The 24,364-nt window shown below is 70.1% G+C and carries 23 protein-coding genes and 1 tRNA gene; 16 read left to right on the forward strand and 8 right to left on the reverse strand.

The window, feature by feature from the left end:
* Positions 1 to 65: 65 nt before the first annotated feature.
* Both ACZK39_RS10410 and ACZK39_RS10415 read left to right on the forward strand, forming a co-directional pair.
* Entirely contained in the window at positions 66 to 785 is a 720-nt protein-coding gene (locus ACZK39_RS10410) for a DsbA family oxidoreductase (RefSeq protein ID WP_463613275.1), read from the forward strand.
* Between the two features lie 32 nt (positions 786 to 817).
* Positions 818 to 1,438, forward strand: coding sequence for a class I SAM-dependent methyltransferase (locus ACZK39_RS10415; protein ID WP_463613276.1), 621 nt, complete (start codon positions 818 to 820; stop codon positions 1,436 to 1,438).
* Here the strand turns inward: ACZK39_RS10415 and ACZK39_RS10420 are convergent.
* The 3 genes from ACZK39_RS10420 to ACZK39_RS10430 all read right to left on the reverse strand — a co-directional run bounded on the left by ACZK39_RS10420 (position 1,435) and on the right by ACZK39_RS10430 (position 5,208).
* Positions 1,435 to 2,814: a DUF4032 domain-containing protein gene (locus ACZK39_RS10420; RefSeq protein ID WP_459054977.1), complete on the reverse strand. Its 1,380-nt coding sequence runs from the start codon at positions 2,812 to 2,814 to the stop codon at positions 1,435 to 1,437. The two genes, ACZK39_RS10415 and ACZK39_RS10420, sit on opposite strands and share 4 nt — an antisense overlap.
* Before the next feature lie 9 nt (positions 2,815 to 2,823).
* A complete protein-coding gene (metB, locus tag ACZK39_RS10425) occupies positions 2,824 to 4,014 on the reverse strand; it encodes a cystathionine gamma-synthase (RefSeq protein WP_459054976.1) in 1,191 nt (396 codons plus the stop codon).
* A 99-nt stretch (positions 4,015 to 4,113) separates the two neighbouring features.
* Complete coding sequence (locus ACZK39_RS10430; protein ID WP_459054975.1) at positions 4,114 to 5,208, reverse strand: ABC transporter ATP-binding protein; 1,095 nt, start codon at positions 5,206 to 5,208, stop codon at positions 4,114 to 4,116.
* A 211-nt stretch (positions 5,209 to 5,419) separates the two neighbouring features.
* On the opposite strand from ACZK39_RS10430, the gene ACZK39_RS10435 reads away from it, so the two are divergent.
* Positions 5,420 to 6,190 (forward strand): DedA family protein, encoded by a 771-nt coding sequence (locus ACZK39_RS10435; RefSeq protein ID WP_463613277.1) that lies wholly within the window; start codon positions 5,420 to 5,422, stop codon positions 6,188 to 6,190.
* Positions 6,187 to 8,277 (forward strand): beta-galactosidase, encoded by a 2,091-nt coding sequence (locus ACZK39_RS10440; RefSeq protein WP_463613278.1) that lies wholly within the window; start codon positions 6,187 to 6,189, stop codon positions 8,275 to 8,277. The genes ACZK39_RS10435 and ACZK39_RS10440 overlap by 4 nt, the downstream gene beginning before the upstream one ends.
* A 6-nt stretch (positions 8,278 to 8,283) precedes the next feature.
* Here ACZK39_RS10440 and ACZK39_RS10445 read toward each other — a convergent pair whose 3' ends face one another.
* From ACZK39_RS10445 to manA, 3 genes are all read right to left on the reverse strand, one after another.
* On the reverse strand, positions 8,284 to 8,889 hold the full coding sequence (locus tag ACZK39_RS10445) for a class I SAM-dependent methyltransferase (protein WP_463613279.1): 606 nt from the start codon (positions 8,887 to 8,889) through the stop codon (positions 8,284 to 8,286).
* 37 nt (positions 8,890 to 8,926) lie between these two features.
* Positions 8,927 to 9,002: transfer RNA gene (locus ACZK39_RS10450), tRNA-Thr, on the reverse strand.
* A 41-nt stretch (positions 9,003 to 9,043) separates the two neighbouring features.
* Positions 9,044 to 10,222, reverse strand: a complete 1,179-nt coding sequence (gene manA, locus ACZK39_RS10455; RefSeq protein WP_463613280.1) for a mannose-6-phosphate isomerase, class I — start codon at positions 10,220 to 10,222, stop codon at positions 9,044 to 9,046.
* A gap of 126 nt (positions 10,223 to 10,348) precedes the next feature.
* Here manA and ACZK39_RS10460 point away from each other — a divergent pair, with 126 nt between their 5' ends.
* Positions 10,349 to 10,624: a DUF3263 domain-containing protein gene (locus ACZK39_RS10460; protein WP_182781714.1), complete on the forward strand. Its 276-nt coding sequence runs from the start codon at positions 10,349 to 10,351 to the stop codon at positions 10,622 to 10,624.
* On the opposite strand, the gene ACZK39_RS10465 is transcribed toward ACZK39_RS10460, so the two are convergent.
* Positions 10,614 to 11,099, reverse strand: coding sequence for a hypothetical protein (locus tag ACZK39_RS10465; protein ID WP_463613281.1), 486 nt, complete (start codon positions 11,097 to 11,099; stop codon positions 10,614 to 10,616). The genes ACZK39_RS10460 and ACZK39_RS10465 overlap by 11 nt on opposite strands.
* Positions 11,100 to 11,321: 222 nt before the next feature.
* Here ACZK39_RS10465 and groL point away from each other — a divergent pair, with 222 nt between their 5' ends.
* The 8 genes from groL to ACZK39_RS10505 all read left to right on the forward strand — a co-directional run bounded on the left by groL (position 11,322) and on the right by ACZK39_RS10505 (position 21,276).
* Positions 11,322 to 12,953 carry a chaperonin GroEL gene (groL, locus tag ACZK39_RS10470; RefSeq protein ID WP_463613282.1) on the forward strand — a complete coding sequence of 544 codons (1,632 nt, stop codon included), beginning with the start codon at positions 11,322 to 11,324 and terminating at the stop codon, positions 12,951 to 12,953.
* Positions 12,954 to 13,076: 123 nt separating this feature from the next.
* A complete protein-coding gene (locus ACZK39_RS10475) occupies positions 13,077 to 13,487 on the forward strand; it encodes a phage holin family protein (protein WP_463613283.1) in 411 nt (136 codons plus the stop codon).
* Positions 13,484 to 14,992 (forward strand): DUF3375 domain-containing protein, encoded by a 1,509-nt coding sequence (locus ACZK39_RS10480; RefSeq protein ID WP_463613284.1) that lies wholly within the window; start codon positions 13,484 to 13,486, stop codon positions 14,990 to 14,992. The genes ACZK39_RS10475 and ACZK39_RS10480 overlap by 4 nt, the downstream gene beginning before the upstream one ends.
* Positions 14,958 to 15,590, forward strand: coding sequence for a DUF4194 domain-containing protein (locus tag ACZK39_RS10485; protein WP_463613285.1), 633 nt, complete (start codon positions 14,958 to 14,960; stop codon positions 15,588 to 15,590). The genes ACZK39_RS10480 and ACZK39_RS10485 overlap by 35 nt, the downstream gene beginning before the upstream one ends.
* Complete coding sequence (locus tag ACZK39_RS10490; protein WP_463613286.1) at positions 15,587 to 18,919, forward strand: ATP-binding protein; 3,333 nt, start codon at positions 15,587 to 15,589, stop codon at positions 18,917 to 18,919. The genes ACZK39_RS10485 and ACZK39_RS10490 overlap by 4 nt, the downstream gene beginning before the upstream one ends.
* Complete coding sequence (locus ACZK39_RS10495) at positions 18,916 to 20,070, forward strand: Wadjet anti-phage system protein JetD domain-containing protein (RefSeq protein ID WP_463613287.1); 1,155 nt, start codon at positions 18,916 to 18,918, stop codon at positions 20,068 to 20,070. Before ACZK39_RS10490 ends, ACZK39_RS10495 begins: the two co-directional genes overlap by 4 nt.
* Positions 20,067 to 20,777 carry a copper homeostasis protein CutC gene (locus tag ACZK39_RS10500; protein ID WP_182798643.1) on the forward strand — a complete coding sequence of 237 codons (711 nt, stop codon included), beginning with the start codon at positions 20,067 to 20,069 and terminating at the stop codon, positions 20,775 to 20,777. Before ACZK39_RS10495 ends, ACZK39_RS10500 begins: the two co-directional genes overlap by 4 nt.
* The gene (locus tag ACZK39_RS10505; RefSeq protein WP_182781722.1) at positions 20,770 to 21,276 is read left to right on the forward strand and encodes an NUDIX hydrolase; all 507 of its coding nucleotides are present in this window, start codon (positions 20,770 to 20,772) and stop codon (positions 21,274 to 21,276) included. The genes ACZK39_RS10500 and ACZK39_RS10505 overlap by 8 nt, the downstream gene beginning before the upstream one ends.
* Here the strand turns inward: ACZK39_RS10505 and ACZK39_RS10510 are convergent.
* A complete protein-coding gene (locus ACZK39_RS10510) occupies positions 21,273 to 22,094 on the reverse strand; it encodes a hypothetical protein (protein ID WP_463613288.1) in 822 nt (273 codons plus the stop codon). The two genes, ACZK39_RS10505 and ACZK39_RS10510, sit on opposite strands and share 4 nt — an antisense overlap.
* Before the next feature lie 174 nt (positions 22,095 to 22,268).
* Here ACZK39_RS10510 and nagB point away from each other — a divergent pair, with 174 nt between their 5' ends.
* From nagB to ACZK39_RS10525, 3 genes are all read left to right on the forward strand, one after another.
* Positions 22,269 to 23,060: a glucosamine-6-phosphate deaminase gene (nagB, locus tag ACZK39_RS10515; protein ID WP_182781724.1), complete on the forward strand. Its 792-nt coding sequence runs from the start codon at positions 22,269 to 22,271 to the stop codon at positions 23,058 to 23,060.
* Positions 23,061 to 23,144: 84 nt separating this feature from the next.
* Complete coding sequence (locus ACZK39_RS10520) at positions 23,145 to 23,528, forward strand: cold-shock protein (RefSeq protein WP_182781725.1); 384 nt, start codon at positions 23,145 to 23,147, stop codon at positions 23,526 to 23,528.
* Positions 23,529 to 23,533: 5 nt separating this feature from the next.
* The gene (locus ACZK39_RS10525; protein WP_182781726.1) at positions 23,534 to 24,304 is read left to right on the forward strand and encodes a DUF3027 domain-containing protein; all 771 of its coding nucleotides are present in this window, start codon (positions 23,534 to 23,536) and stop codon (positions 24,302 to 24,304) included.
* Positions 24,305 to 24,364: the final 60 nt, after the last annotated feature.

Here is a 24,364-nt window from a genome sequence, read left to right on the forward strand (position 1 = left end):
AGTCTACTGGGCAGCCCGCGGATTCGCCGCTCAGAGGTGATTGAAACATGTACTATCCTGGGCTGGTGACTCTCAACGTATCGATCTGGTCAGACATCGCCTGCCCCTGGTGCTACATCGGCAAGCGCCGCTTCGAAACCGCGCTGGGCCGGTTTCCGCAGCGCGATCAGGTGGTGGTCCAGTGGCGCAGCTACCAGCTCGATCCGGGCCTCCCCGAGCACGACCATCGCACCGAGGTGGAGTACCTCGTGGCATCGAAGGGCCTGCCCGCCAGCAGCGTGGAGGCGATGATCGCCCACGTCTCCGAGCAGGCTGCCGGCGAGGGGCTCACCTACGACTTCGACAGCCTCGTCGTCGCCAACTCCCGCCGCGCGCACCGCGTGCTGCAGGCCGCCAAGCGGGCCGACGCCGTCGACGGTGGCGCCCGCACCGACCGGCTGAAGGAGTCGCTGCTGTCGGCCCACTTCGAGGGGGGCGTAAACATCGGGGACACCGAGGTGCTGGGCGGGCTGGCCGCCGCGGCGGGGCTGGCCGAGGAGGAGGCGCGCGCCGCCGTCGACTCCATGGATCTCGACGCCGCGGTGGACCGCGACATCGCGGAGGCGACCGCCATCGGCGTGCGCGGAGTGCCGTTCTTCGTCTTCGACGACAAGTACGGGGTCTCCGGCGCACAGCCTCCTGAAGTGTTCCTCCAGGCGCTCGAGGTGTCATGGTCTGAGCGGGTGCCCGGGTTGATCACGATCGACGGCTCCGGAGAGGCCTGCGGTCCTGACGGCTGCGCGTGACAGCCGCTCGACGCCGGTGGTCTACTTGACCCATGTCGAAAGCGCGCGAGGAACGGCTCCGTAACCACTGGGACGAGGGAGCCGAACACTTCGACGACAAGATCGCGCCCCTTGAGCGCCGGTTTCTGGCCGGGAGCCGGGCCTGGGTGGCGGAGCGTGCGGCTGGCCAGGTGCTGGAGGTCGCGGTGGGGACTGGACTCAACCTGCCCTACTACAGCCGCGACATCACACTCTCCGCGATCGAGCTGAGCCCCGGGATGTTGGCGGTGGCCGAGCGCAGGATCGACCGTCTCGGGCTCACCGTCGAGGCGCAGGTCGGGGACGGCCAGGAACTGCCGTTCGACGGCGGGTCCTTCGATGCCGTCGTGTGCACCTACTCGCTGTGCGGCTTCGCGGACCACCGACGCGGGGTCGAGGAGATGGTGCGGGTGCTTCGCCCCGGAGGCAGCCTCCTGCTCGCCGACCACGTGGGCTCCACCAATCCCGTGCTCCGCGCCGGGCAATGGCTTCTCGAAGCCGTGACCATCCCGCTGCAGGGGGAGTACTTCACTCGCCGCCCGCGCCTGGTCGTCGAGGCGATGGGCCTGGAGGTGGTGGCGGCGGACCGGTTGCATCACGGCGTCATCGAGCGGGTCCACGCCCGCAAGCGCTAAGCCTTCTTGGGCTTCTTGGCGGCCTTGGCGCGCAGGGCGTTGATGTCGAACCCGGCTACCACCGGGATGTCGGGGTCGTTGGCGCCGTCCTCCCAGGGGTCGTAGGGCTTCTCGTCGTTGTCGTCGACGTAGCCGTGCGACGGGTCGTACTTGTTGGCGAGTTCGCCGCCCACCGGATCGATGTTGGCCATCTGCTCGTCAGGCAGCTGGGTCAGCACCTCCTGGATGTACCCGGAGGCCGCCTCGGTGGTGGGCACCTCACGGTTCTCGCGCTGCGACTGGTACCACCGGTAATCCAGCACCTCGTGGAAGAACTGGGCCGCGTCGCGCTTAGCGCGCAGGTCCGCGGGGATGCGGGTGACTGCCGGCTCGAAGACCTCGACGAGCCACTTGTGGGCGGCTACCGACTCGGGGGCGTGCGGGGCGTTCTTGGCGCGGAAGGTGTCCATGTCGTTCAGGAGGCGCCTGGCCTGGTGTTCCTCGGCGTCGAGCCCCGTCAACCGCATGAGCCGACGGGTGTGATGCCCGGCCTCTACCACCTTCGGGCGCATCCGGATGGTCTGCCCGTCCGGCGAGGCGTCGACATCGATCTCGGCCACGTCGAAGCCGAGTGCGTTGAGGCGACGGACGCGACCCTCCAGGCGGTAGAGCTCCGAGCCGGCGAACTCCTCCTCGCCCGTCAGCTCGGCCCAGAGCTGCTGGTAGCGCTCCTCGATGGTGGCCACCAGCCACTGCGGGTCCAGGGAGGCATCGAGGATGCCGCCGGCCTCAAGGTCCAGGAACTCGCCGAAGAGGTTGGTGCGGGCGATCTGCAGGTCGTGGGCGCGCTGACCGTCGGTGAGTGTGTCGTGCAGCTCGCCGGTCTCGGCGTCGACGAGGTAGGCGGCGAACTCGCCTGCGTCTCGGCGGAAGAGGATGTTGGACAGCGACACGTCGCCCCAGTAGAAGCCGGTGAGGTGGAGGCGGGCGAACAGCGCCACCATGGCATCCAGCAGCCGGTTGACCGTCTCGTGCTTGACGCCCGGGTAGAACAGCGAGCGGTACGGCAGCGAGAAGGGAAGGTGCCGCGTCAGCAGGATGGGGTCCAACGGGTCACCGTCGGAGTCCACCCGGCCCAGGACCACGCCGACGGGGTCCACCGACGGCACTCCGAGGCGCTTGAGCTCGGTGAGCATGCGGTACTCCTGCACCGCCACCTCCTCCAGGATCTCCTTGGCCGCGAAGATCTCCTCCCCGACAGTGAGAAACCGCACCACATGGCGCGAGATGCCTCGGGGGAGGGCGACGAGGTGGCGCGCGGGCCACTCCACCAGCGGGACCTGCCAGGGCAACTGGAGGAGGTCCGCGTCGGGCTTGGCAGCGAGGAACCGGGGCACGGGCCGAGTCTAATGCCCGCCGCGGCGGCTGTCGCTGCCCGAGCCCTCGGCGCGCTGCAACGCTTCCGCGACGACGGCCACCAGGTCCTCCTCGGCCTCGATGCCGACGCTCAACCGCAGCAGACCGCCGTCGATCCCCGCGGTCTCGCGCGCCTCGGCGGTCATGCCAGCGTGCGTCATGGTCTCCGGATGGCACACCAGCGATTCGACCCCGCCCAGGGACTCCGCCAGGTGGAAGATCTGCAGCCCGTCCAGGAAACGGTGCACCGCGGCCACTCCGCCGGCCAGCTCCAGCGAGATCAAGGAGCCGAAGCCGCTCTGCTGCCGGGCCGCGACCTCGTGGCCCGGATGCGACGCGAGCCCGGGGTAGTGCAGCGCCGCGACAGCAGGGTGACCGTCGAGCAGCCGCACGAGCGCCTCCGCGTTGGCGGCGTGCACCCGCATGCGGGCGTCGAGCGTGCGGAGCCCGCGCAGCGTCAGGTAGGCGTCGAACGGGCTGGACGTGAGGCCCAGCGCGTTGGCCCACAGCCGCAGCTTCGTGTGGACCTCGGGATCCGCCGCGACAGCCGCGCCCCCCACGACGTCCGAGTGCCCGTTGATGAACTTGGTGGTGGAGTGGATGACGATGTCCACCCCGTGCTCCAGCGGCCGTTGGAGGAGCGGCGAGAGAAAGGTGTTGTCCGCCGCGACAAGGGCGCCGACGGCGTGCGCCCGGGCGGCCGTGGCCGCGATGTCGGTGATCCGCAGCAGCGGATTCGACGGCGTCTCGATCCACACCAGGGTGGGGGAGCGGTCCAGCGCCTCGTCCAGGGCCGCGTCGTCGTTGAAGTCGACGAAGTCCACCTCGAACCGGCCCTGCGAGGCCAGGAACGTGAACAGCCGCCAGGTGCCGCCGTACGCGTCGTGCTGGACCACGACCCGGCCCCCCGCGGGCACGAAGGCCTCCGCCACCAGCGTGATGGCCGCCAGGCCCGTGGCTACGCTCGTGGCGCCGGCCCCGCCCTCCAGTGCGGCCAGGGCGTCGTTGAGGACGTCGCGGGTGGGGTTGCCGGAGCGCGTGTAGTCGTACTCGCGGGGCTCGTCGAAGCCGTGGAAGGTGAAGTTCGTGCTCAGGTACAGCGGGGGCACGACGGCGCCATAGGCGCCGTCGGCACCCAGCCCCGCCCGCATGCCCCGGGTCCAGCGTCCAAGCTCAGCCATCAATCGCTCCTCTGTACAGACCCCTGAAAAATAGTGGAGCCCCGGCGAACCGGGGCTCCACTACAGAAGGATTTCGCTCTCAGGAGAGCGATCGCGCGCTCAGGAGAGGCGCTCCTCCGTCTTGTTGCTGAACACGTGGACGGCCTCAGGAGCCGCCGCGAGGCGGACGACCTCACCCTTGTGGGGTGCGGTGCGGGCGCCGACGCGGGCGACGAACTGCTGCTCGCTGACGATCTCGTCCTCGTGCGAGGAGGCGAGGGTGCCGTACAGGAACGAGTCGGCGCCGAGCTCCTCGACGACCGCGATGTGGAGGCCGATGCCCTCGTCCGCGACGCGGAACGCCTCGGGACGGATGCCGATGGTGAGGGTGTCCTCGCCGTTGGCGGCCTTGGCCAGGGTCTCGCGGGGAACGCGAACGACGTAGTCGCCGACCTGCACGCCGTCCTCGACGCGCTTGCCGGAGATCAGGTTCATGGCGGGCGAGCCGATGAAGCCGGCGACGAACAGGTTCTTCGGCGCGTCGTAGAGGGCCAGCGGGGTGTCGACCTGCTGCAGGTTGCCGTCCTTCATCACCGCGACGCGATCGCCCATCGTCATGGCCTCGACCTGGTCGTGGGTGACGTAGACGGTGGTGACGCCGAGGCGCTGCTGCAGGGCGGCGATCTGGGTGCGGGTGGAGACGCGGAGCTTGGCGTCGAGGTTCGACAGCGGCTCGTCCATGAGGAAGACCTGCGGCTGACGCACGATGGCGCGGCCCATGGCGACGCGCTGACGCTGGCCACCGGAGAGGGCCTTCGGCTTGCGGGAGAGGAAGTCCTCGAGGCCCAGGAGCTTGGCGGCTTCCTGGACTCGCTTTTCGCGGTCCGCCTTGGGCACGTTCTGCATCTTGAGCGCGAAGCCCATGTTGTCAGCGACGGTCATGTGCGGGTACAGGGCGTAGTTCTGGAAGACCATGGCGATGTCGCGGTCCTTCGGGGGAAGGTCAGTCACGTCGCGGTCGCCGATGTAGATGGAGCCGGAGTTGACCTCTTCGAGGCCGGCCAGCATGCGCAGGGAGGTCGACTTGCCGCAGCCCGAAGGGCCAACAAGGACCATGAATTCGCCGTCCTCGATCTCGAGGTTCAGCTTGTTGACGGCGGGACGATCGGTCCCGGGGTAGACACGGGACGCGTCCCGGTAGCTAACTGTGGCCATAGCCATATTCCTTTCCACGGGCAGGTACGTGCCCGACGATCCGTTGTGGATAGGAACCTGTTTTCAGGTGTTCCTGAGGCGAGACTTTACACCCCACCCCCCGGGATTTCGAAGCCGGGGTGCAGAAGTGGAACCCGCACTCGAGGGTTCCGCATCCGGTGCCGCGATGTGTGGTGAGGGCATCGGCGCCTGTCCACGTACCATTCAACGCGTGACTGATGAGCAGCCCCGCGACGACGCCGCGGTTGAACCGGGCGGCCCCGCCGACCCGGACCAGCCCGCGCCGGAGGACGCAGAGCAGGCCTGGTGGGAGGCCGACGGCATGCCGTGGCGCAAGGAGCCCGGCCGCGACGACATCGCCTGCCTCGCCTGGTTCGGCGTGGTGGGCGTCTTCGGGTTGATCCTGCTCCCCACCCGGGCCTGGCTGTTGGCCACCGCGCCGGACTGGCTGGCGATGATCACCGGCGGCCGCACGTCCGTGGCGGCCAGCGGGGCGATCGCGTCGACGGGCGGGATGGCGCACTGGCCTGTGGTCCTGATCGTCGCCTCGATCCTCAGCCTGAAGTTCGACTGGATCTACTGGTGGGCCGGCAAGCTGTGGGGGCGCGGCATGATCGAAGTCTGGGCCGGGCAGTCCAAGCGCGCCGCACGCGGCTACGCACGCGCCGAGCGCTGGGCCGAGAAGCTGGGTCCGGTGGGTTTCCTCATCGCGTATTTTCCGATGCCGCTGCCTCTGATGCAGGTGGTGTTCGTGCTGGCCGGTGCATCGGGGATGAGCCTCCGACGGTTCCTCATCTACGACTACATCGCCTCGACGCTGTGGCTGATCGCGTTCTTCCTGACGGGCTGGCGCTTGGGTGACGCCGCGGTCGCGGTGCTCAACGCCTACGCCAGGTTCGCGGGCTACGTGGCGATCGGGCTGATCATCTTCATCTTCGTGACCACCTACCTCAAGCAGCGACGAAAGGTACGTACGTCATGACAACGCAGCCGTATCGGCCCACCGGCGTCCGCTTCGGGGCCGCCTACTACCTCGAGTACCAGCCCACCGACGACCCGACCCGTGACCTGGACCTCATGCAGGCCGCCCACTTCACGGTCATCCGAGTGGGGGAGTCGACCTGGAGCACCTGGGAGCCGCGCAACGGCGAGTTCAATCTCGACTGGCTGCAGCCCGTCCTCGACGGCGCGCACGCGCGTGGCATCAGGGTCATCCTCGGCACCCCCACCTACGCGGCCCCACCGTGGCTGGCGCACGCCTACCCCGAGATCGCCGGCGAGCCGCGCACCGGGCAGCGCCAGCCCTGGGGCGCCCGCCAGGAGATCGACATCACGCACCCCGCGTTCCTGTTCCACGCGGAGCGGGTCATCCGGAAGGTCGTCGCCCGCTACGTGGACCACCCCGCGGTGATCGGCTACCAGGTGGACAACGAGCCTGGCGTCATCCCGCTGCACAACCACGGCACGTTCGTGCGGTTCCTGGACTGGCTCAAGAAGCGCTACCACAACGTCGAACGGCTCAACGAGGAGTGGGGCCTCACCTACTGGTCTCACCGCATCAACCACTGGGTCGAGCTGTGGCGGCCCGACGGCAACGCCCAGCCGCAGTACGACCTCGCCTGGCGCACGTTCCAGAACGAGTGCACCACCGAGTTCATCGCGTGGCAGCGCGACATCGTGCGCGAGTACGCGCGGGAGGACCAGTTCGTCACCACCTGCGTGGCCTTCGACAGGCCCACCATCGACGAGGCCCAGGTGAGCGCGGGCCTGGATGTCGCGGCGGCCAACGCATACTACGCGATGCAGGACCACCTGGCGTGGGACTCGGAGCTTGAGCGCCCCGAGCCGTGGGTGCGCACCGGCGTGCACGGGCTGCTCGAGCTGGCGGACCGCTCCTACGGGCTGCAGCAGCGCCGGTTCCTCGTCACCGAGACCAACGCCCAGGCCATCCAGTGGGCCTCGGCCAACTATCCCGCCTACCCGGGCCAGCTCATCCAGGCCGGGCTCGCGCTCGTGGCCCGCGGCGCGGCGATGGTGGAGTACTGGCACTGGCACACCCTCCACTTCGGCACCGAGACCTACTGGGGCGGCGTCCTGCCCCACTCGCAGGTGCCCGGACGCGTCTACCGCGAGGTGGCGGAGCTGGGCAGCATCCTGTCGGCGGTGGGGGAGCACCTCGACGGCTACGTGCCGGACGCAGAGGTGGCCATCCTGTGGGACACCGCCACCAAGCAGCACTACGAGTTCACGCCGCCGCTGAACGACGACGGTGGGACGCCGCGCCGGACGGCCTACCACGACATCGTCGGCGCGTTCCAACGCGGCGCCGTCGATGCGGGCGCCCAGGTGCGCTTCCTCAACACCGAGCAGTTCCGGGCCATGTCGGCGGCGGACCTGGTGGCGCAGTACCCGGTGCTGGTGGCCGCGTCGCAGTTCGTGGCGAGCGGTCACGACCTGGCGCGGATGGCGCGCTACGCGGAGATGGGCGGCACCCTCGTCGTCGGACCGCGCACCGGCTACGGAGACCTGGAGGCCCGCGCCCGGCTGGCAGTGGCCCCGTACCGGCTGCGAGAGGCCGCGGGGCTCACCTATGAGGAGTTCTCGAACCTGGACGCGCCGCTCCCGCTGGTGGCCGAGGGCATGGCGCTGTCCGAGGGGGCGAGCGGCACCCTGTGGCTGGACGGCTACCTGCCCACCGACGCCGAGGTCCTCGCCCGCTACGATCACCGCCGGTTCGGCGAGTTCGCGGCCGTGACCCGCCGTCGGCACGGCGAGGGACAGGTGGTGTGCGTGGGCACGGTGCCCAACCCGGCCCTCGCCGCGGACGTCTTCCGGCTACTCGTCGCGTCGCCCGTCTCGGCCCCCTGGGTGCGCGACGCGTCGGTCTCGGTCATGTCCGGACGCTCCGACGGGCGGCTGATCTGGTTCCTGCACAACTGGAGCGACGAACCCGCCGCCGCGACCGTCCCGTCCCCGGTGGTTGACCTGGTCAGCGGGGCTCAGCACCTGGCCGATCAGCGACTGAGCCTCGGCCCCTGGTCCTGCCTGGTGCTGGCCGATCCGGCCTGAGTGTGGTCAGGCCCTGGAGCAGAGGGCGACGAGGAAGTCCGACTGCTCGGTGAAGGGGCGCAGGTCCCACGTGGACAGCGCCACGTCCAGGCGTAGCCCGGCGGCGTCGAGGTCGGCGAAGAAATTCGCGAACTCGTAGCCGCGGCCCCCACCGAAGCCGATGATCGCGCGTCCCTCCGGTGCCAGGTGCGTGCCGAAGCGGCGCAGCACCTCCACGCGCGTCGACGGCGCCAGGAAGCCCATCACGTTGCCCGCGGCGATGATGACGTCGAAGTCCGCCTCCACGCCCGCGGCGGGGAGATCAAGCTCGGCCAGGTCCCCGACGACCCAGGTGGGTCCGGGGTGATCCGTCTCCGCGGCCTCGATGAGGGCGGGGTCCACGTCCACGCCCACCACCACGTGGCCCAGCGCGCTCAGGCGGCCACCGACCCGCCCAGGGCCGCAGCCGGCGTCCAGGATCCGGGAGCCGCGCGGCACCATCGCGTCGACCGTCCGGGCCTCGCCGGCCAGGTCGTGGCCTGCCGCTTCCATGATCTTGAAGCGCTCGATGTAGCGCTGGGAGTGATCAGGGTCCGCGGCGATGATGCGCGCCCACTTGCTGGGTTCAGTCATGGGGTCATTCTTGTCCCGAGTGCCTCGGGTCACAAAGTGGAGCCTCCTGAGGGAGTCGAACCCTCGACCACTCGCTTACAAGGCGAGAGCTCTGGCCGCTGAGCTAAGGAGGCAGGCGCCCCTATTCTGCCGGGCGCAAGGGGGGGCAGCGCAACTAGGCGCCCGACGCGGCGACGAACAGCTGGCCCTTGCCGGTGACCGTCACCTGCTCGTCGGCGGGGACGAACACCGCGTCCCCGGACTCGACGCGCTGCGGCTCCCCGTCGCCGTGGAGGGTGAACGAGCCGGAGGTGGCCAGCGCGATCCGGCCGGAATCCGGACGGGGGAGCGCCAGGGCACCGTCGTCGCACGGGGCCAGCAGCCACAGCTCGAACTCGGGGAACGACGTGGGATACAGGTAGACGCCGTCGCCCCCCGCCGGCACCAGGATCTGCGGGACCATCGGCTCGAAGCCCACCACCTGCAGCAGGCCGTCCACGTCGATGTGCTTGGCGGTGAGGCCGCCGCGCATCACGTTGTCCGAGTTGGCCATGATCTCCACGCCGGTGCCGCGCAGGTAGGCGTGCATCACGCCGGCCTCGAGGGCCACGGCCTCGCCGGGCTGCAGCGCGAAGCGGTTCATCAGCAGCGCCGCCAGGATGCCCGGATCACCGGGGAAGTGCTCGTCCAGCTCGACCGCGGTGCGGGCGAACTCGCCCAGGCTCGCCGGCGCGTGCAGGCGCTCGACGGCGGCCGCGAGCACCACATCCACGAGGTAGCGCCGCTCGGCCAGCGACAGCACGTCGAGGAACACCTCCTGCAGCGCCGGTGCGTCGCGGCGGTCCCGCAACGGCCCGATGACTGAGGCGAGCTCGTCGGCCACCCCGAGGCCCTCGAAGAGGCCTGCGGTTTCCACGGGATCCCGGAAGCCCAGCAGGCCCTCGAAGGGGGTGAGGGCCACGATGGCCTCCGGCTTGGGCCAGTCGTCCTTGAAGGAGCGCACCGGATCCGCGGGATGGAGACCCTGGAGGGATTCGCGCGCGTAGCCCACCTCGGCCTGCTCGCGCGACGGGTGCGCCTGCAGGCTGAGCGGCGAGGACGCGGACAGGATCTTCAACAGGAACGGCAGGCGGGCGCCGAACTGCGTCTCGGTGGCGCTCCCCAGGACGTGCGGCTCGTCCTGGACGAGATCCGCGAGCGCCCGCCCGTCGTCGAGGAACGCGTGCCCGCCCGGGTGGGTGCCCAGCCAGTACTCGGCCCACGGGCGCCCATCCGGGTCCCTACGGAGGATCGCGGGGATCTCGGTATGGCTTCCCCAGGCGAAGTGCTGGACGTGGCCGGTGAGTCGGCGCATGGCGATGGAGTCCTTGAGGTGTGGGGGCCAGGGTGCCCTCGACTGTACCGCGCACGCTGGGTCGACGGGGTGCCCAGCGGTCGCCGGCTAATGACACTGATGTGATTCGGGTTTAGACTGGGCGCCATGTCTGAAGCCTTCACCGTCAGCGCACCGGCCGAGTTGTCGGACCGTGACGCCGCGATCCTGGACTTCGAGGACCGATGGTTCACCTCGGCGGTGCCGAAGGAGCAGGCCATCATGGAGCACTTCAACCTGTCGTCGGCCCGCTACTACCAGCACCTCAACGTGCTCATCGACACCCCCGAGGCCTTGGCCTATCGGCCGCTCCTGGTGAAGCGTCTGCGCCGGATGCGCGGCCAGCGTCACGCCGCCCGCTCGGCCCGCCGGCTCAACGGCTGATCAGCCTCCGCAGCCCCAGCCTCAGCGGCATCGGCGGATTCCTGCGGTAGCCGCCCTTGAGCAGGTCCGCCTGCACCTCGAAGTGATTGGCGCTGGCCCGGTCTCCGGTGCGCACCATGGACCACGCCACCGCCATCGCGTAGAGCGGCAGGAACGGCAGCCCCAGGCAGTAGGCGTACTGCCAGGCGTGGCCGTCCTCGTGCTCCATCAGCGTGGGCGTCGAGGCCTCCACCTCCTCCAGGCTCCGGCGGGGCACCAGCACCACCGACCCGATCGTCATGGCGCCGGCGTTGGTGATCGGCAGCCGCACCCGGTCCGCGACGATCAGATGGTCGCGGAGACGGAGCCGGGACCGACCCGCCAGCGCGACGACGAGGCCGAGCGGGGTGGACAGGTTGGCCAGGTTGGCGGCGTTGCGGAGGAGCCGCGGCAGATCAGTCGTCGGCCGCCGCTGTCGTCGAGAGCTGCGCGTCACAGGCCGAGCCTAACCTCCACTTCCGGCGACGGAGGCGGCTCGCAGCCACGAAATTCTTTGCACTCTCTTGTGTCGAGTGCTAATAATGGGGTTAGCACTCTCACGCTTTGAGTGCTACCGAACTGTGGTGAGGCTTAGCCGTCCGTCGCGGGCACCGCGGTTCACCCGACACTGCACACTCGGGGCTCCGGCCCCACTTGACGGGAGGACTCCCGAAACACCATGGCAAAGCTGATTGAGTTCAATGAGGAAGCGCGCCGCGCCCTCGAGCGTGGCATGAACACGCTGGCCGACGCGGTCAAGGTGACGCTCGGCCCCAAGGGTCGCAACGTCGTCCTGGAGAAGAAGTGGGGCGCCCCCACGATCACCAACGATGGCGTGTCCATCGCCAAGGAGATCGAGCTGGAGGACCCGTACGAGCGCATCGGCGCCGAGCTGGTCAAGGAGGTCGCCAAGAAGACTGACGACGTCGCCGGCGACGGCACCACCACCGCCACCGTCGTGGCGCAGGCGATGGTCCGCGAGGGCCTCCGCAACGTCTCGGCCGGGGCGAACCCGATGAGCCTGAAGAAGGGCATCGAGACCGCCGTGGCCGCCATCGTCGCCGAGCTGGCCAACATGGCCATCGACGTCGAGACCAAGGAGCAGATCGCGGCCACCGCCTCGATCTCCGCCGCCGACACCACCGTCGGCGAGATCATCGCCGAGGCGATGGACAAGGTGGGCAAGGAGGGCGTGATCACGGTCGAGGAGTCCAACACCTTCGGCCTGGACCTCGAGCTCACCGAGGGCATGCGCTTCGACAAGGGCTACATCTCGCCCTACTTCGTCACCGACGCCGAGCGCATGGAAGCCACCCTGGATGATCCCTACATCCTGCTGGCCAACTCCAAGATCTCCTCGCTGAAGGACCTCCTGCCGGTCCTGGAGAAGGTCATGCAGTCCGGCAAGCCGCTGCTGGTCATCGCCGAGGACGTCGAGGGTGAGGCCCTCGCAGGCCTGATCGTCAACAAGATCCGCGGCACCTTCAAGTCCGTCGCGGTCAAGGCCCCCGGCTTCGGAGACCGCCGCAAGGCCATGCTGACCGACATCGCCATCCTCACCGGCGCCGAGGTCATCAGCGAGGAGGTCGGCCTGTCCCTGGACGCCGTCACCCTGGATCTCCTGGGCTCGGCGCGTTCCGTGCTGGTCACCAAGGACGAGTGCACGATCATCGAGGGCGCCGGCGAGTCCGCGCAGATCGAGGGTCGCGTCTCGCAGATCCGTCGCGAGATCGAGAACTCGGACTCCGAGTACGACCGTGAGAAGCTGCAGGAGCGCCTCGCCAAGCTGGCCGGCGGCGTTGCCGTCATCAAGGTCGGCGCGGCCACCGAGGTGGAGCTCAAGGAGCGCAAGCACCGCATTGAGGACGCCGTCCGCAACGCGAAGGCTGCGGTCGAGGAGGGCATCGTCCCCGGCGGTGGCGTCGCGCTGCTGCAGGCGGCGAAGTCCGCCAAGGTCGAGGGTCTTGAGGGTGACGAGGCTGTCGGCGCGCAGATCGTCTTCAAGGCGGCCTCGGCCCCGCTGAAGCAGATCGCGTTCAACGCCGGCCTCGAGGGCGGCGTGGTGGCCGAGAAGGTCTCCAACCTGCCCGTGGGTCAGGGGCTCGACGCGGCCACCGGCGAGTACGTCGACATGGTCGCGGCCGGCATCATCGACCCGGCCAAGGTCACCCGTTCGGCGCTGCAGAACGCGGCGTCCATCGCGGCGCTGTTCCTCACCACCGAGGCCGTCATCGCCGACAAGCCGGAGAAGGCCCCCGCGGGCGGCGCCGGCGGCGGCATGGACGAGATGGGCGGCATGGGCGGCTTCTGAGCCACCCCGTCGCAATAGACGTATCAGGAGGGCGGTCCCATTCGGGGCCGCCCTCCTGTGCTGCCCACTAGACTCGTCGGCGTGTCGTCGGCGAGTCCGCCGTGACCTGTCGGAAGGGCCATCATGCTTCGCTTCCTCGCCTCGACGGCGCTGCACCTGCTGGGCAACGCTGTGGGGCTCCTGGTGGCCTCGCTCGTCCTCGACGGGTTCCACCTCGAGCCGCTCGGATTCATCTTCAGCGTCGTGTTCTTCACCGCCGTCGAGGTGCTCCTCGGACCCTTCGTCCTCAAGATGGCGATCATGCACATGCCCGCGCTGCGCGGCGGCATCGCGCTGGTGACCACGTTCGTCGGACTGTTCCTCACGACGCTGTTCACCGGTGGTCTCCGGATCGAGGGGGTGACCACCTGGGTGCTGGCGCCGCTGATCGTGTGGGTGTCCGTGCTTCTGGCGGCCATTCTGCTGCCCATGGTGCTGTTCAAGAAGGTACTGGCGGAGCGCTCGGAGCAGAGGACGGCCCCACCCGTCCTGTGATCACGGGCATCGAGATGGCGGGTGTGGCGGCCGCCGCTACCGGGGCCAGGCGGGCGGGGGAGACGGCCGGCATGAAGCTGCTGCGCGCAGAGCTCATGCCGGTGGTGGTCGCCATCCTCGTCAGCCGGTTCGGCGATCGACGCTCGCTCGCCTACGGAGAGTTCGTCACCCAGGTTGCCGAGGACCTCGACGAACTGCGCGACACCGGCTTCACCCTGCCTCGCACAGCCCAGGAGTACGTGGGGGACTGGATCCGCGACGGGTACCTCATCCGGAGGCCCACCGCAGCTCGCGAGGAGTCCGTCGAGCTGTCCCGCAGTGCCGCCGACGCGGTGCGCTTCCTGGGGGCGCTGGAGCAGCCTCGTTCGGCCGTGACGTCGTCGCGCCTCAGCACCGTGACCGGGCTGCTGGGCGCGCTGGCCGCAGAGTCCGACACGGACCCGGCCACCCGGCTCGAGGCGCTGCACGACAGGAGGGCGGAGCTGGACGACGAGATTCGCCGGATCGAGTCCGGCGAGATCCATGTGCTCGACGATGCACTGGCACGGGAGCGCCTTCACGAGATCCTGCGCCTGGCTGGAGAGGTGCCCGGGGACTTCGCGAAAGTGGCCGACGATCTCGAGGCCCTCAACTCCTCCCTGAGGGAGCAGATCATCAACAACGAGGGCGCCCGCGGTGGGGTCCTCGACGAGGTCTTCGCGGGCGTTGACCTGATCGAGAGCTCCGAGGCCGGGCGAACCTTCGGCGCGTTCCACGAGCTCCTCCTGGACCCGGTGCTGTCGGACACCTTCCATCGCGCCGTCGACGCGGTGCTCGAGCGACCCTTCACCCTGGAACTGCCGGCTCCGGATGCGGCCTTCCTGCGCCAGTTCCTCGTCGTCCTGCAGCGGGAGAGCGCTCAGGTGCGCGAAAGCCTCACCGACTTCTCGCGCAGCCTTCGACGATTCGTCGAGACCCAGGAGTACCGCGAACACAAGCGGCTGGCGGACGCGCTGTCCCGCGCGGAGCAGGTGGTGCTGCGCGTGATGGCGCGCGTGCACCCCACCACGGAGATCGGGCGCGACCTGGACCTCACCTCGATGTCCATCTCGTCCATCGGAAGCTGGACGCTGGACAACCCGGCTGAGATGCGCGCCACCGCGGACGTCCTCCGCGGGGAGGTGCTCGAGCTGGACCTGGAGCGGCTGAAGGCCTTGGTGAGGCTCACCGAGATCGACTTCGCGGAGCTCCAGCACAACGTGGCCGACACCCTCGACGCCCTCCCCGCGCCCACCGTCGGCGACGTGCTGGCCCGCCACCCCGCGACACAGGGCCTGGCCACCATCGTCGGGCTCCTGCTGTTGGCCGAGCAGCAGGCCTCGAGGTCGCCGGGCTCGGAGCCGTGGACATGGACCTCGCAGGCGGGCACACGGCGAACTGTCAGTGCGCCGCGCTACGTTTTCACACAAGTACCGCCAGAGTGGAGTGCCCATGACGTTGCAGCCGGCCCCGCGGCGCGCCGATGAGGCCGTCGACGACTTCGATGACGCCCCAGTCGAGCCGCCGGTGGATCACGGCGAGCTGGATCCGGCCACGCGCCGGGTCCTGCTGAGCCTCATCCGCGGCCCGTACCTGCGCGCGGAGGAGCAGACCAAGGTGTGGTCCGCCCTGGTGCGCCACGAGGGCGTGGTACGGACCCGGTTGGCGGACCTCTACCTGGATCTCGTGCTTGACCTGGACGCCGGGGTGGCGTTCGTGCGCAACCTCGAGATCGACGATGCGCCGAAGGTGGTGCGCGCACACCGATTGACCGTCCTCGACACAGCTCTGGTGCTGTTTCTGCGCAAGCGGCTGCTCGCCGGTCAGGGCTCGGTCGCCCGCACCTTCGTGGGACGCGATGAGATCGAGGACCAGCTGCGCTCCTACCAGCGCCTCGTCGCCACGGACAAGAAGGGTTTCGCGGACCGGATCACGGCCTCGATCAACAAGATGACGAAGAACTCGGTGCTCCTGACAGCCGGCACCGAGGACCGCTGGGAGATCTCCCCTGTCCTGGCGCTCGTCTTCGGCGCCGACGAGGTGGCCGCCGTCACCGCAGACCTCGCCAGGCTGGTGGAATCGTGAGTCAGCATCGCCTTCGGCGCGTGCAGGTGGTCAACTGGGGCACCTTCGACGGCGAGTGGAGTGTCGCCGTGCCGTGGAAGGGAATGCTGCTGACGGGTCCGTCGGGCGCGGGCAAGTCCTCGCTGCTGGACGCCATGGCCGCCCTGCTGGTGCCGCCGGGCAGGATGCGGTTCAACGCCGCGGCCCAAGGCACCGACACGGGGGACCGTGAGCGGAGCCTCGTCACCTACGTCCGGGGCGCCCACAAGCGCGAGACGGACGAGGAGACCGGCGAGGTGGGCACCGCGTTCCTCCGTAAGGGCCCCACCTGGAGCGCGGTGGCGCTCACCTACGCGGACTCGGCCGGCGCCGTCTCCACGCTTGTGCGCCTGTTTCACATCCGAGGTTCGTCCACGGATGCGCGGGACCTCAAGAGCATGTACATCCTGGCGCCCGAGCCGGTGGACGTCCTCACGCTCAAGAGCTACGTCGAGAACGGGATCGAGAACCGTCGGGTGAGCGCCGCCTTCCCGCACTGGGACTGCTACAGCGCGGACGCCTACACCGCCTTCTCGACGAAGTTCAGGCGGGCGCTGGGGATGGGCAGCCAGCAGGCTCAGATCCTGCTGCACAAGACGCAATCGGCGAAGAACCTCACGAACCTGGACAACCTCTTCCGGGACTTCATGCTGGACCTCCCCGAGACGTTCAAGCTGAGCGACGCCACCGTCGAGCAGTTCGAGGAGCTCCGGCTCGCGCACGCCTCGGTGGTGGATGCCCGCCGCCAGGTGGAGGCACTGACCCCCTTGCGGGCCGCTGACGCCCAGCTGCGTTCCTTGACCGCGGAGCGGACGGCTCTGGCCGCCGAGGAGGAGCACCTGGGCACCTGGGTCCTGGGGCGGAGCCTGAACGGCGCCCGGGCAGAGCTGGAGCGCGAGGCGCCGGTTCTGGAGAGGCTCGAGGCCGAGGTGCGGATCGCCGAAACAGCCCTCGACGAGGCGGCAGACGAGGTGCGCCGGGCGGAACGCGCCGTGGAGCAGTCCGGCGGCGCCCGGGTGGGGGCGCTGGAGGGGTGGCGCACCGCCCTGCAGATCAGCCGCGACGAGCTGCGGACCCGCGCCCAGATGTTCGCGGAAGCCGCCACTGAGCTCGGGCTCGCGTTCCCCGGCGACGCAGTCGAGGCCGTGTCCTTCGGCGGGCGGCTCGACGAGCGCGGCAGAGGAATCGCCGCAGACCGGGCCCTGCAGCGGGCCGGGCAGTACGACGTCCTCGCCCGGAAGGCGGACCTCGTGCGGGCGCGCGACGGTCTCGACGAGGAGCTGACCGCGCTGAGGCGGCACCGCTCAAACCTCGACGCCCGTCTCCTGCAGGTCAGGGAGCGGCTCGCCGGCCTGCTGCACGTAGAGGAGTCGAGGCTGCCCTTCGTCGGCGAACTCATCCAGGTGAGGGCGGCCGACGCGGAGTGGACAGGGGCCATCGAGCGAGTGCTGGGATCCCTCGCCCGCACCCTCGTCATCCCTGAGCAGCACTATCTCGCGGCCGCGGAGTTCATCGACGGCGAGTTCCTGGGCACCCGGCTGGTCTACGAGCGGGTGCGGGCCGCGGAGCCGGTGGCTTCGGAGGTGAGCGCCCCGGCCGGATCGCTGGTGGCGAAGGTGGACATCGCGGAGGGTCCTTTCACCGGCTGGCTGGCGGATCGGCTGATCCGCCGCTACGACTACGCCTGCGTGCCGAGCCCGGCAGGGTTTGCCGGTGTGGAGCGGGCGGTCACCCGCCAGGGCCAGGTCAAGCACTCCGCGGCCCTGCACGAGAAGGACGACCGTCGCCGAGTGGACGACCGCTCCCGCTGGGTGCTCGGATTCTCGACGGAGGCGAAGGAGGCCGAGCTGGTCGAGCGGCTCGCTCTCGCCGAGCGAGAGCTGGCCGAGGTGGAGCAGCGCCTCACGGATCTCGATGAGGGCGAGCGGCGGCTGCGCGGGCTGGAGGCGGCCCTGGGCCGGCTGTCCGGTTTCGCGTGGGAGTCGGTGGACGCGGCACCGGTGGAGGCGCAGCTCAGGACTGTCGAGCGGGAGCTGGACCAGTTGCGTGAATCGCACAGCGATCTGCGCCAGCGCGAGGCCGAGCGGGACCGCGCCCTGGATGCGCACAGCCGGGCCGAGCAGGACCGGCGGAGGCTGGTTGGGCGGCACGACGAGAAGGCCTTGGTCGTGGCGCGGCTCCGCAGCAGCATCGAGCGTTGGCAGGCCGAGATCGACGAGGCCCCCAGCGTGCCGGAGGGGGTGTCGGCGGCGCTGGACCTGAGGCTGCTACGCCTGGCGGTGCCCGAAGAGAGGGCTGAGGTCGCGATGCGCGCCGAGTTCCGCGACGTGGCCGAGTCCATTCAGAGGCGCACGGCCAAGGCCGAGCGCGCGGCCGCGTCGGCCATGGCGGAGTACGGCCGGGGGTGGCAGAACCAGGCGGCGGACTGGGGAGACACCGTCGAGTACCTGCCGGAGTACCTGCAACGCCTCGAGGACCTCGAATCGGACCGCCTTCCCGAGTTCGAGGAGCGGTTCTTCTCGCTGCTCCAGAGCCAGGCGCGCAACAACGTCAGCCAGCTGGCCATGATGATCCGAGGTGCCAGAAGGGAGATCCGCAGCCGCGTCGACGAGGTGAACAAGTCGCTGCTGATGACGGCGTTCTCGCCCACGGGGTTCCTGCAGATCGAGGTGAAGGACCGGTCCCTGCCGGATGTGGACGCGTTCCTGGCCACGCTCAACGCCATCACGTCAGGGTCGGTGATGGACTCTGTGGCCGCCGGCCTGCCCGAGGAGCGACAGGCGGCCGAGGCCCGGTTCGTGCTCATGCAGGAGCTTCTTCAGCGGCTGGGATCGGCCGACGCCGCGGACAGGGCGTGGCGGGAGCGATGCCTGGACACGCGCCAGCACGTCGCCTTCCAGGCGCGGGTGGTGGACGCCGACGGAGTGCAGCTGGACGTGTTCACTGGCTCGGGCGGCAGGTCCGGCGGCGAGCGGCAGAAGCTCGTCACGTTCTGCCTCGCGGCCGCGCTGCGCTTCCAGCTGGCCCCGCCAGGAAGAACCGAGCCCACCTACGCTCTCGTGGTCATCGACGAAGCCTTCGACAAGGCGGACCACACCTTCACCCAGGCAGGTCTGGAGGTGTTCCGCTCCTTCGGCTTCCAGCTCCTCCTCGCCACCCCGATGAAGATGCTGCAGACCATCGACGACTACGTCGGCGGCGTCGTCATGGTCACCAACGAGCCGGGCCGAGGGTCGGCACTGCAGGAGCTGCACTACGACGTCGACGCCCCGATCGCGGGCTCGGAGGGGGCTCAGGAGGTCCTCCTGTGAGGACGGTCGCAGACCTGCACGGCTGGGCGGTGCGCCAATGGAGCGCACACTGGCCGGAGTGGCTCGCCAATCCCGACCCATCCTGGGTCTCCTGGCCGCTGCACCCTCCCACGGAACGCGAGCTCTCGGCGGACCCCGATGGGATCGCCCGCGAGGTGGCTCACTGGGTCGCCGTCGACAAGACTCCGGGGCTGGTTGTTGAGTGGGTCGAGCGCCGATCGGGCACCTTCGGGCGCCAGCGGCTCCCCGCCAGGGTCACGGCATCGCCCCACGCGGTGGCGGTGCTGGCCGGTGAGGCGCAGACCTGGGCACGGGCCTCCCAGACCGCGGGGATGCTGCGCCGATCGTGGCCGGACCGAGACCTGGGGGCATCGATGCGGGCAGCGGCCAAGAGCCTTGGGAAGCTCGGCGAAGAGGATGTGACCAGGCTGCTGGCGGTGCTCGGCTGGCTGGAGGCGCACCCGGAATCAGGACTGTGGGAACGCGAACTGCCGGTGACCGGCATCGACTCCAAATGGCTCGAGCGGCATCGGGGGCTGGTGGACGCGCTCCACGAGGGGATCGTCGGTGGCGCGGCCGGGCTCCGCAGGCACAGACCCGTGTTCCGCGTCCGGTACCTGGACTCCACTCTCACCGACGGCCCGCGAGAGTTCGCCGTCGGAATCTCAGGGATGGCGTCCCTGACGGCCGCGGGCCGCGTGCTGCTGGTGGAGAACCTCACCTCACTGCTGGCGCTGCCCGACCTACCAGGCACCGTCGCGGTGCACGGCATGGGCTTTTCGGCGCCGTCACTGGCCCACGTGCCGTGGATCCGTGACGCGGACGAGGTCTGGTACTGGGGTGACGTGGACACCTACGGCCTGCTCATCCTCGGCCAGGTAAGGGCTGCCCTGCCGAGCGTCCGCTCGGTCCTCATGGACCCCGCGACCCTGCAGGCGCACAGCCAGTGGGCGGGGACCGAGCCCAGCCCGTTCCGCGGTGAGATCGGCTTCCTCACCGCCGACGAGCATCGCACCCTCTCCGCACTCCGCGACGGAGACCTGCGCCTCGAACAGGAGCGCATCCCGCGCGCGCACGCCCACGCCGCCCTGCGCTCCGCGCTGCGCGCCTCCGCCCGCCAGAGGCCCGGCGTTGGCAAGATGGCCACATGAATCTGCTGGAGGTCATCGCACTGCACGCGGCAGACGCCGAGCGGGCCGAGGCCGGCGGTGCGGACCGGATCGAGCTGCTCGGCACCATGGACGACGACGGGCTCTCCCCGGAGCCGCGAGCAGTCGAGAAGGTGCGCCGCGCCACGTCGATCCAGATCCGGCCCATGGTGCGTCTCCGCGCGGGCTTCGGCACCGACGGCGGCGAGGTCACCCGGCTGAAGGGCCTGATCGCCGGCTACCTGGACGCCGGCGCCGACGGGGTGGTGCTGGGCTTCCTCAATGGCCTCAACCGGATCGACAAGGAAGTGGTCAGCGAGCTCGTCGGCGACGGCGCGTTCCCGTGGACCTTTCATCGCGCCATCGACCACTGCCTGGACCCCGATCGCGCCTGGGCCGACCTGCGCACGCTTGCCCGCCTGGACCAGGTCCTCACCGCCGGGTCCGCCCGCGGTGTCGAGCACGGACTCGACGACCTGGTGCGCAGGGCCCGCGCTGATGCGGACGTGGCCCGCCTCATCATGGCCGGCGGCGGGCTGACCCCCGAGCACGTGCCGTGGCTGGTCCGGGCCGGCGTCAGATCCTTCCACATCGGCTCCCCGGCCCGCCCGGGACGCTCCTTCAAGGCATACGTCGACTCGGAGCTGGTGGCCAGCTGGCGCGACCTCATTGACGACGAGGTGGCGCACACCAGGCATCCCCATGGGTGATCGCCGGGTCCATCGCCGGCTGGCCGCGCGCGTGATCGTGCTCGCTGAGGATCAGGTGCTCCTCATGGGCGACGTGGACCCAGGGGTTCCCGGCTCCCGATTCTGGCAGGCGCCGGGCGGGGGAGTGGAGGCCCGCGAAAGGATCCGTTCCGCTGCGGCGCGTGAGCTCGACGAGGAGACCGGCCTGGTCGTCGACGAGCGCGCGCTCCTCGGCCCCGTCGCGGTGCGGCGCCTGTTCCGTGGCTACTCGGACCGCATCCTGGTTCAGGACGAGACGTTCTTCCTCTACCGCACGCAGTGGTTCGAGCCGGTGGCTGCGGGCCTCACGGAGCGCGAACGCTCCCGCCACGTGGCCACGCGGTGGTTTCCCCTCGACGACCTGCCCGAGAACACCTGGCCGCCGCAGATCGCGGCCCTGGCGCGATGGGACGGGCCGGAACCCGTGGAGCTGGGTGACGTGGAGGAGTCGACGGTGCCGATCGAAGCCGGGGACCTCTAGGCGCGCAGGGCGCCGACGACGAACACGATCGTGAACACCAGCGAGGCGAGCATTCCCACCAGCGAGTCTCTGCCGAGGGTGTCCATGAGCAGCTGCCAGCCAAGCGTGGCCAGGCCGATCGCCAGCGCCGAGCGGCCCGCGCGGCCGGTGAGCGCCTCGGTGCGCATCCCGAGTCCTCCGGCGGCCGTCAGCACGAACGGCGACAACGACGGCAGCACGAAGCCGAGGAAGCACAGCCCGCCGGCGATGAAGGCCAACTGCTTCTGCGCGGCCAGTGGGCGTTGAGGCGGGCCGACGGGTGGGGGCGGCGGATACCCAGTGGGGGTCGGGTAGCCGGTGGGCGTCGGGGCCGGGTATGGCGCGGGTGGCTGTGCGCGCCTGGGGGCCGCCTCCGCGAGGGGGTGGGGAACAGCCGGGGGCGGCGAGGGCGCCAACTCGCCCGGCGGCGGGAGCCTGGGGCCGGTGGGCGGCGGCAATTGGTCCCCCATGGCGCTCGCCCATTCCCGCCCTACGGGCTGGGGTGCGGAGGTGACGATGGGGTCGCGCGGGTCCCGCTTCACCGCGACACCCGGGCCCGGCGTCAGCGCGGACGCCGCGACGGCGAAGGAGTCCCGAGGGTCCCTGGCCTGCTTCGGGCCGCTGGACAGTTGGGCGAGTGGAGCCTGGGGGGCCGCGTCGAAGCCCGAGGGCGCCGCGATCGGGCCGGGCGTGGCGGACTTCCACTGGTCCCCGGAGGGCAGTGGCTCGACGCGGGGGGTGGCGAAGCCCTCGGGCCGCTCCGTGGGCGCGTAGGCCGCGCCGTCCTTCCAACTCGCCATGCCCCCATGCTACCGACGCCTCCGGCACCTGACGCGGGCAGGCGACTGCGCACTCAAGATGCTCATGTTCCGCTCATGTGATCAGAAAACGCGCGTTCTGGCTGGCCCGGGCCTACTGTCATCGTGACGCGCTGCCAGACCTGGCTGCGCACGGTTGAGGCGGAGGTCCGGAAGATGGAAGTGGTGCTGTGCGCGGATGCGCAGGCCGTGGGTGAGCTGGCGGCGGACCGGGTGACCCAGTATCTGCAGGGAATCCCCACCCCGGTGCTCGGCCTGGCCACGGGCAGCTCGCCGCTGCGCCTCTACGAGGAGCTGGCCCGCCGCGTCCAGGCCGGGACGCTCGACGTGTCGCACGGCCTCGGGTTCGCGCTGGACGAGTACGTGGGCATCGACCCCGGGCACCCCGAGAGCTACCGCAGCGTGATCACCCGCACCGTCGTCGAGCCTCTGCGGATGGACCCCGCCAGGGTGAGCGTGCCCGACGGCACCGCGACAGACCTGCAGGCGGCGGCGGACCGCTACGACGCGGCCATCGCGGCTGTCGGGGGCGTCGACGTCCAGATCCTCGGCATCGGCACCAACGGGCACATCGGCTTCAACGAGCCCTTCTCGTCGTTCGCCTCCCGCACGCGGATCAAGACGCTCACTCCCGAGACCCGCCGCGACAATGCCCGCTTCTTCGACGCCACCGAACAGGTCCCGTCGCACTGCGTCACCCAGGGCCTGGGTACCATCATGGAGGCCCGCGTGGCGCTCATGGTGGTCACCGGAGAGCACAAGGCGGCAGCTGTCGCGGCGATGGTCGAGGGCCCCGTCGCGGCCTCCTGCCCGGCCTCGATCCTGCAGTTCCATCCGCGGGCGGTGATTATCGTCGACGAGGCGGCTGGGTCCAGGCTGAGGAACGCCGGGTACTTCCGGGAGATCGCCGAAACAGAGCGCACGCTCCCCGGTCTCGGCGGGCGCTGACGCGGCTGCGGCTCCATTGGGGTTCGGCGCTCCGGAGCGGATAGACTGCGCGTTCTGACTACTCCTAGTGCAAGTGAGGGCGACGTGCCTACCGGTAAAGTGCGATTCTTCGACGCTGAGAAGGGCTTTGGGTTCATCACCAAGGACGACGGCGGCGATGTCTACGTGCGCTCCAATGCGCTTCCCGCCGGCGTCGAGGCGCTCAAGGCGGGGCAGCGCGTCGAGTTCGGCGTGATCGAGGGCCGCAAGGGCGAGCAGGCGCTGAGCCTGCGGGTGCTGGAGCTGCCGCCGTCGCTGTCCAAGGCCTCCCGCAAGGACCCGGAGCAGATGGCGGTGATCGTCGAGGACCTGATCAAGATGCTCGACGGCATCGGTAACGACTATCGCCATCGCAGGCACCCGGACACCAAGCACGCCACGCGCGTGGCCGAACTGCTGCGCCGCGTCGCCGACGAACTGGAGCTGTAAGACAGATGCCCAAGCCCAAGCTTGATGTCGTGGCGGCCTCGGCCGTGGATCTGGCCCGCGCCGCCGCCGTCGAGGTGGGCGGCGGGGACTCGGTCGGCGAGCACCTCGGCGTGCTGGCGGAGGACGGCGACAGGGTGGTCACCCACTCGTTCGAGAGCCTCCACCCCGGCTACCGGGACTGGCATTGGGCGGTCACGCTTGTGAGGGCCTCGCGCGCCAAGGAGGCCACCGTCAACGAGGTGGTGCTGCTGCCGCTGCCCGGTGCCCTCCAGGCGCCGGCGTGGGTGCCGTGGGCCGATCGGATCGGGCCTGGGGACATCACCCCCGGCACGCTGATGCCCACCCCCGACGATGATCCGAGGCTCGAGCCCGGCTTCGCTGCCACGGACCTGCCCGCGGACGCGGACACCTCCGAATGGGTGCAGCTGCGCACCACTGTGGCCGAGCTCGGCCTGGGCCGCCCGCGGGTGCTCAGCAGGTTCGGCCGCGACGAGGCGGCTGAACGCTGGCTCGAAGGCCCGCCCGGGCCCGACGACGAGGGCTCCCGAGAGGCGCCCGCCCCGTGCATGACCTGCGGCTACTTCGTCGCGCTCCGAGGCTCACTGGGCACGCTGTTCGGGGCCTGCACCAACCAGTACTCGCCCTGGGACGCGCACGTGGTGTCGTTGGAGCACGGCTGCGGAGGGCACTCGGACGTCGTGGACGCCGAGCGCGCCAGGGAGCTGCCGGCCCCGTCGTTCGACACCATCACCATCGACGAGAACCTGTTCGACTGAGCCTGGCACCGCCCACAACCCGGGGCTGGTGCTGACGCGGCGCCGCGAGGCCGTACGATA

Source organism: Tessaracoccus luoxuelianae (genome assembly GCF_055326245.1).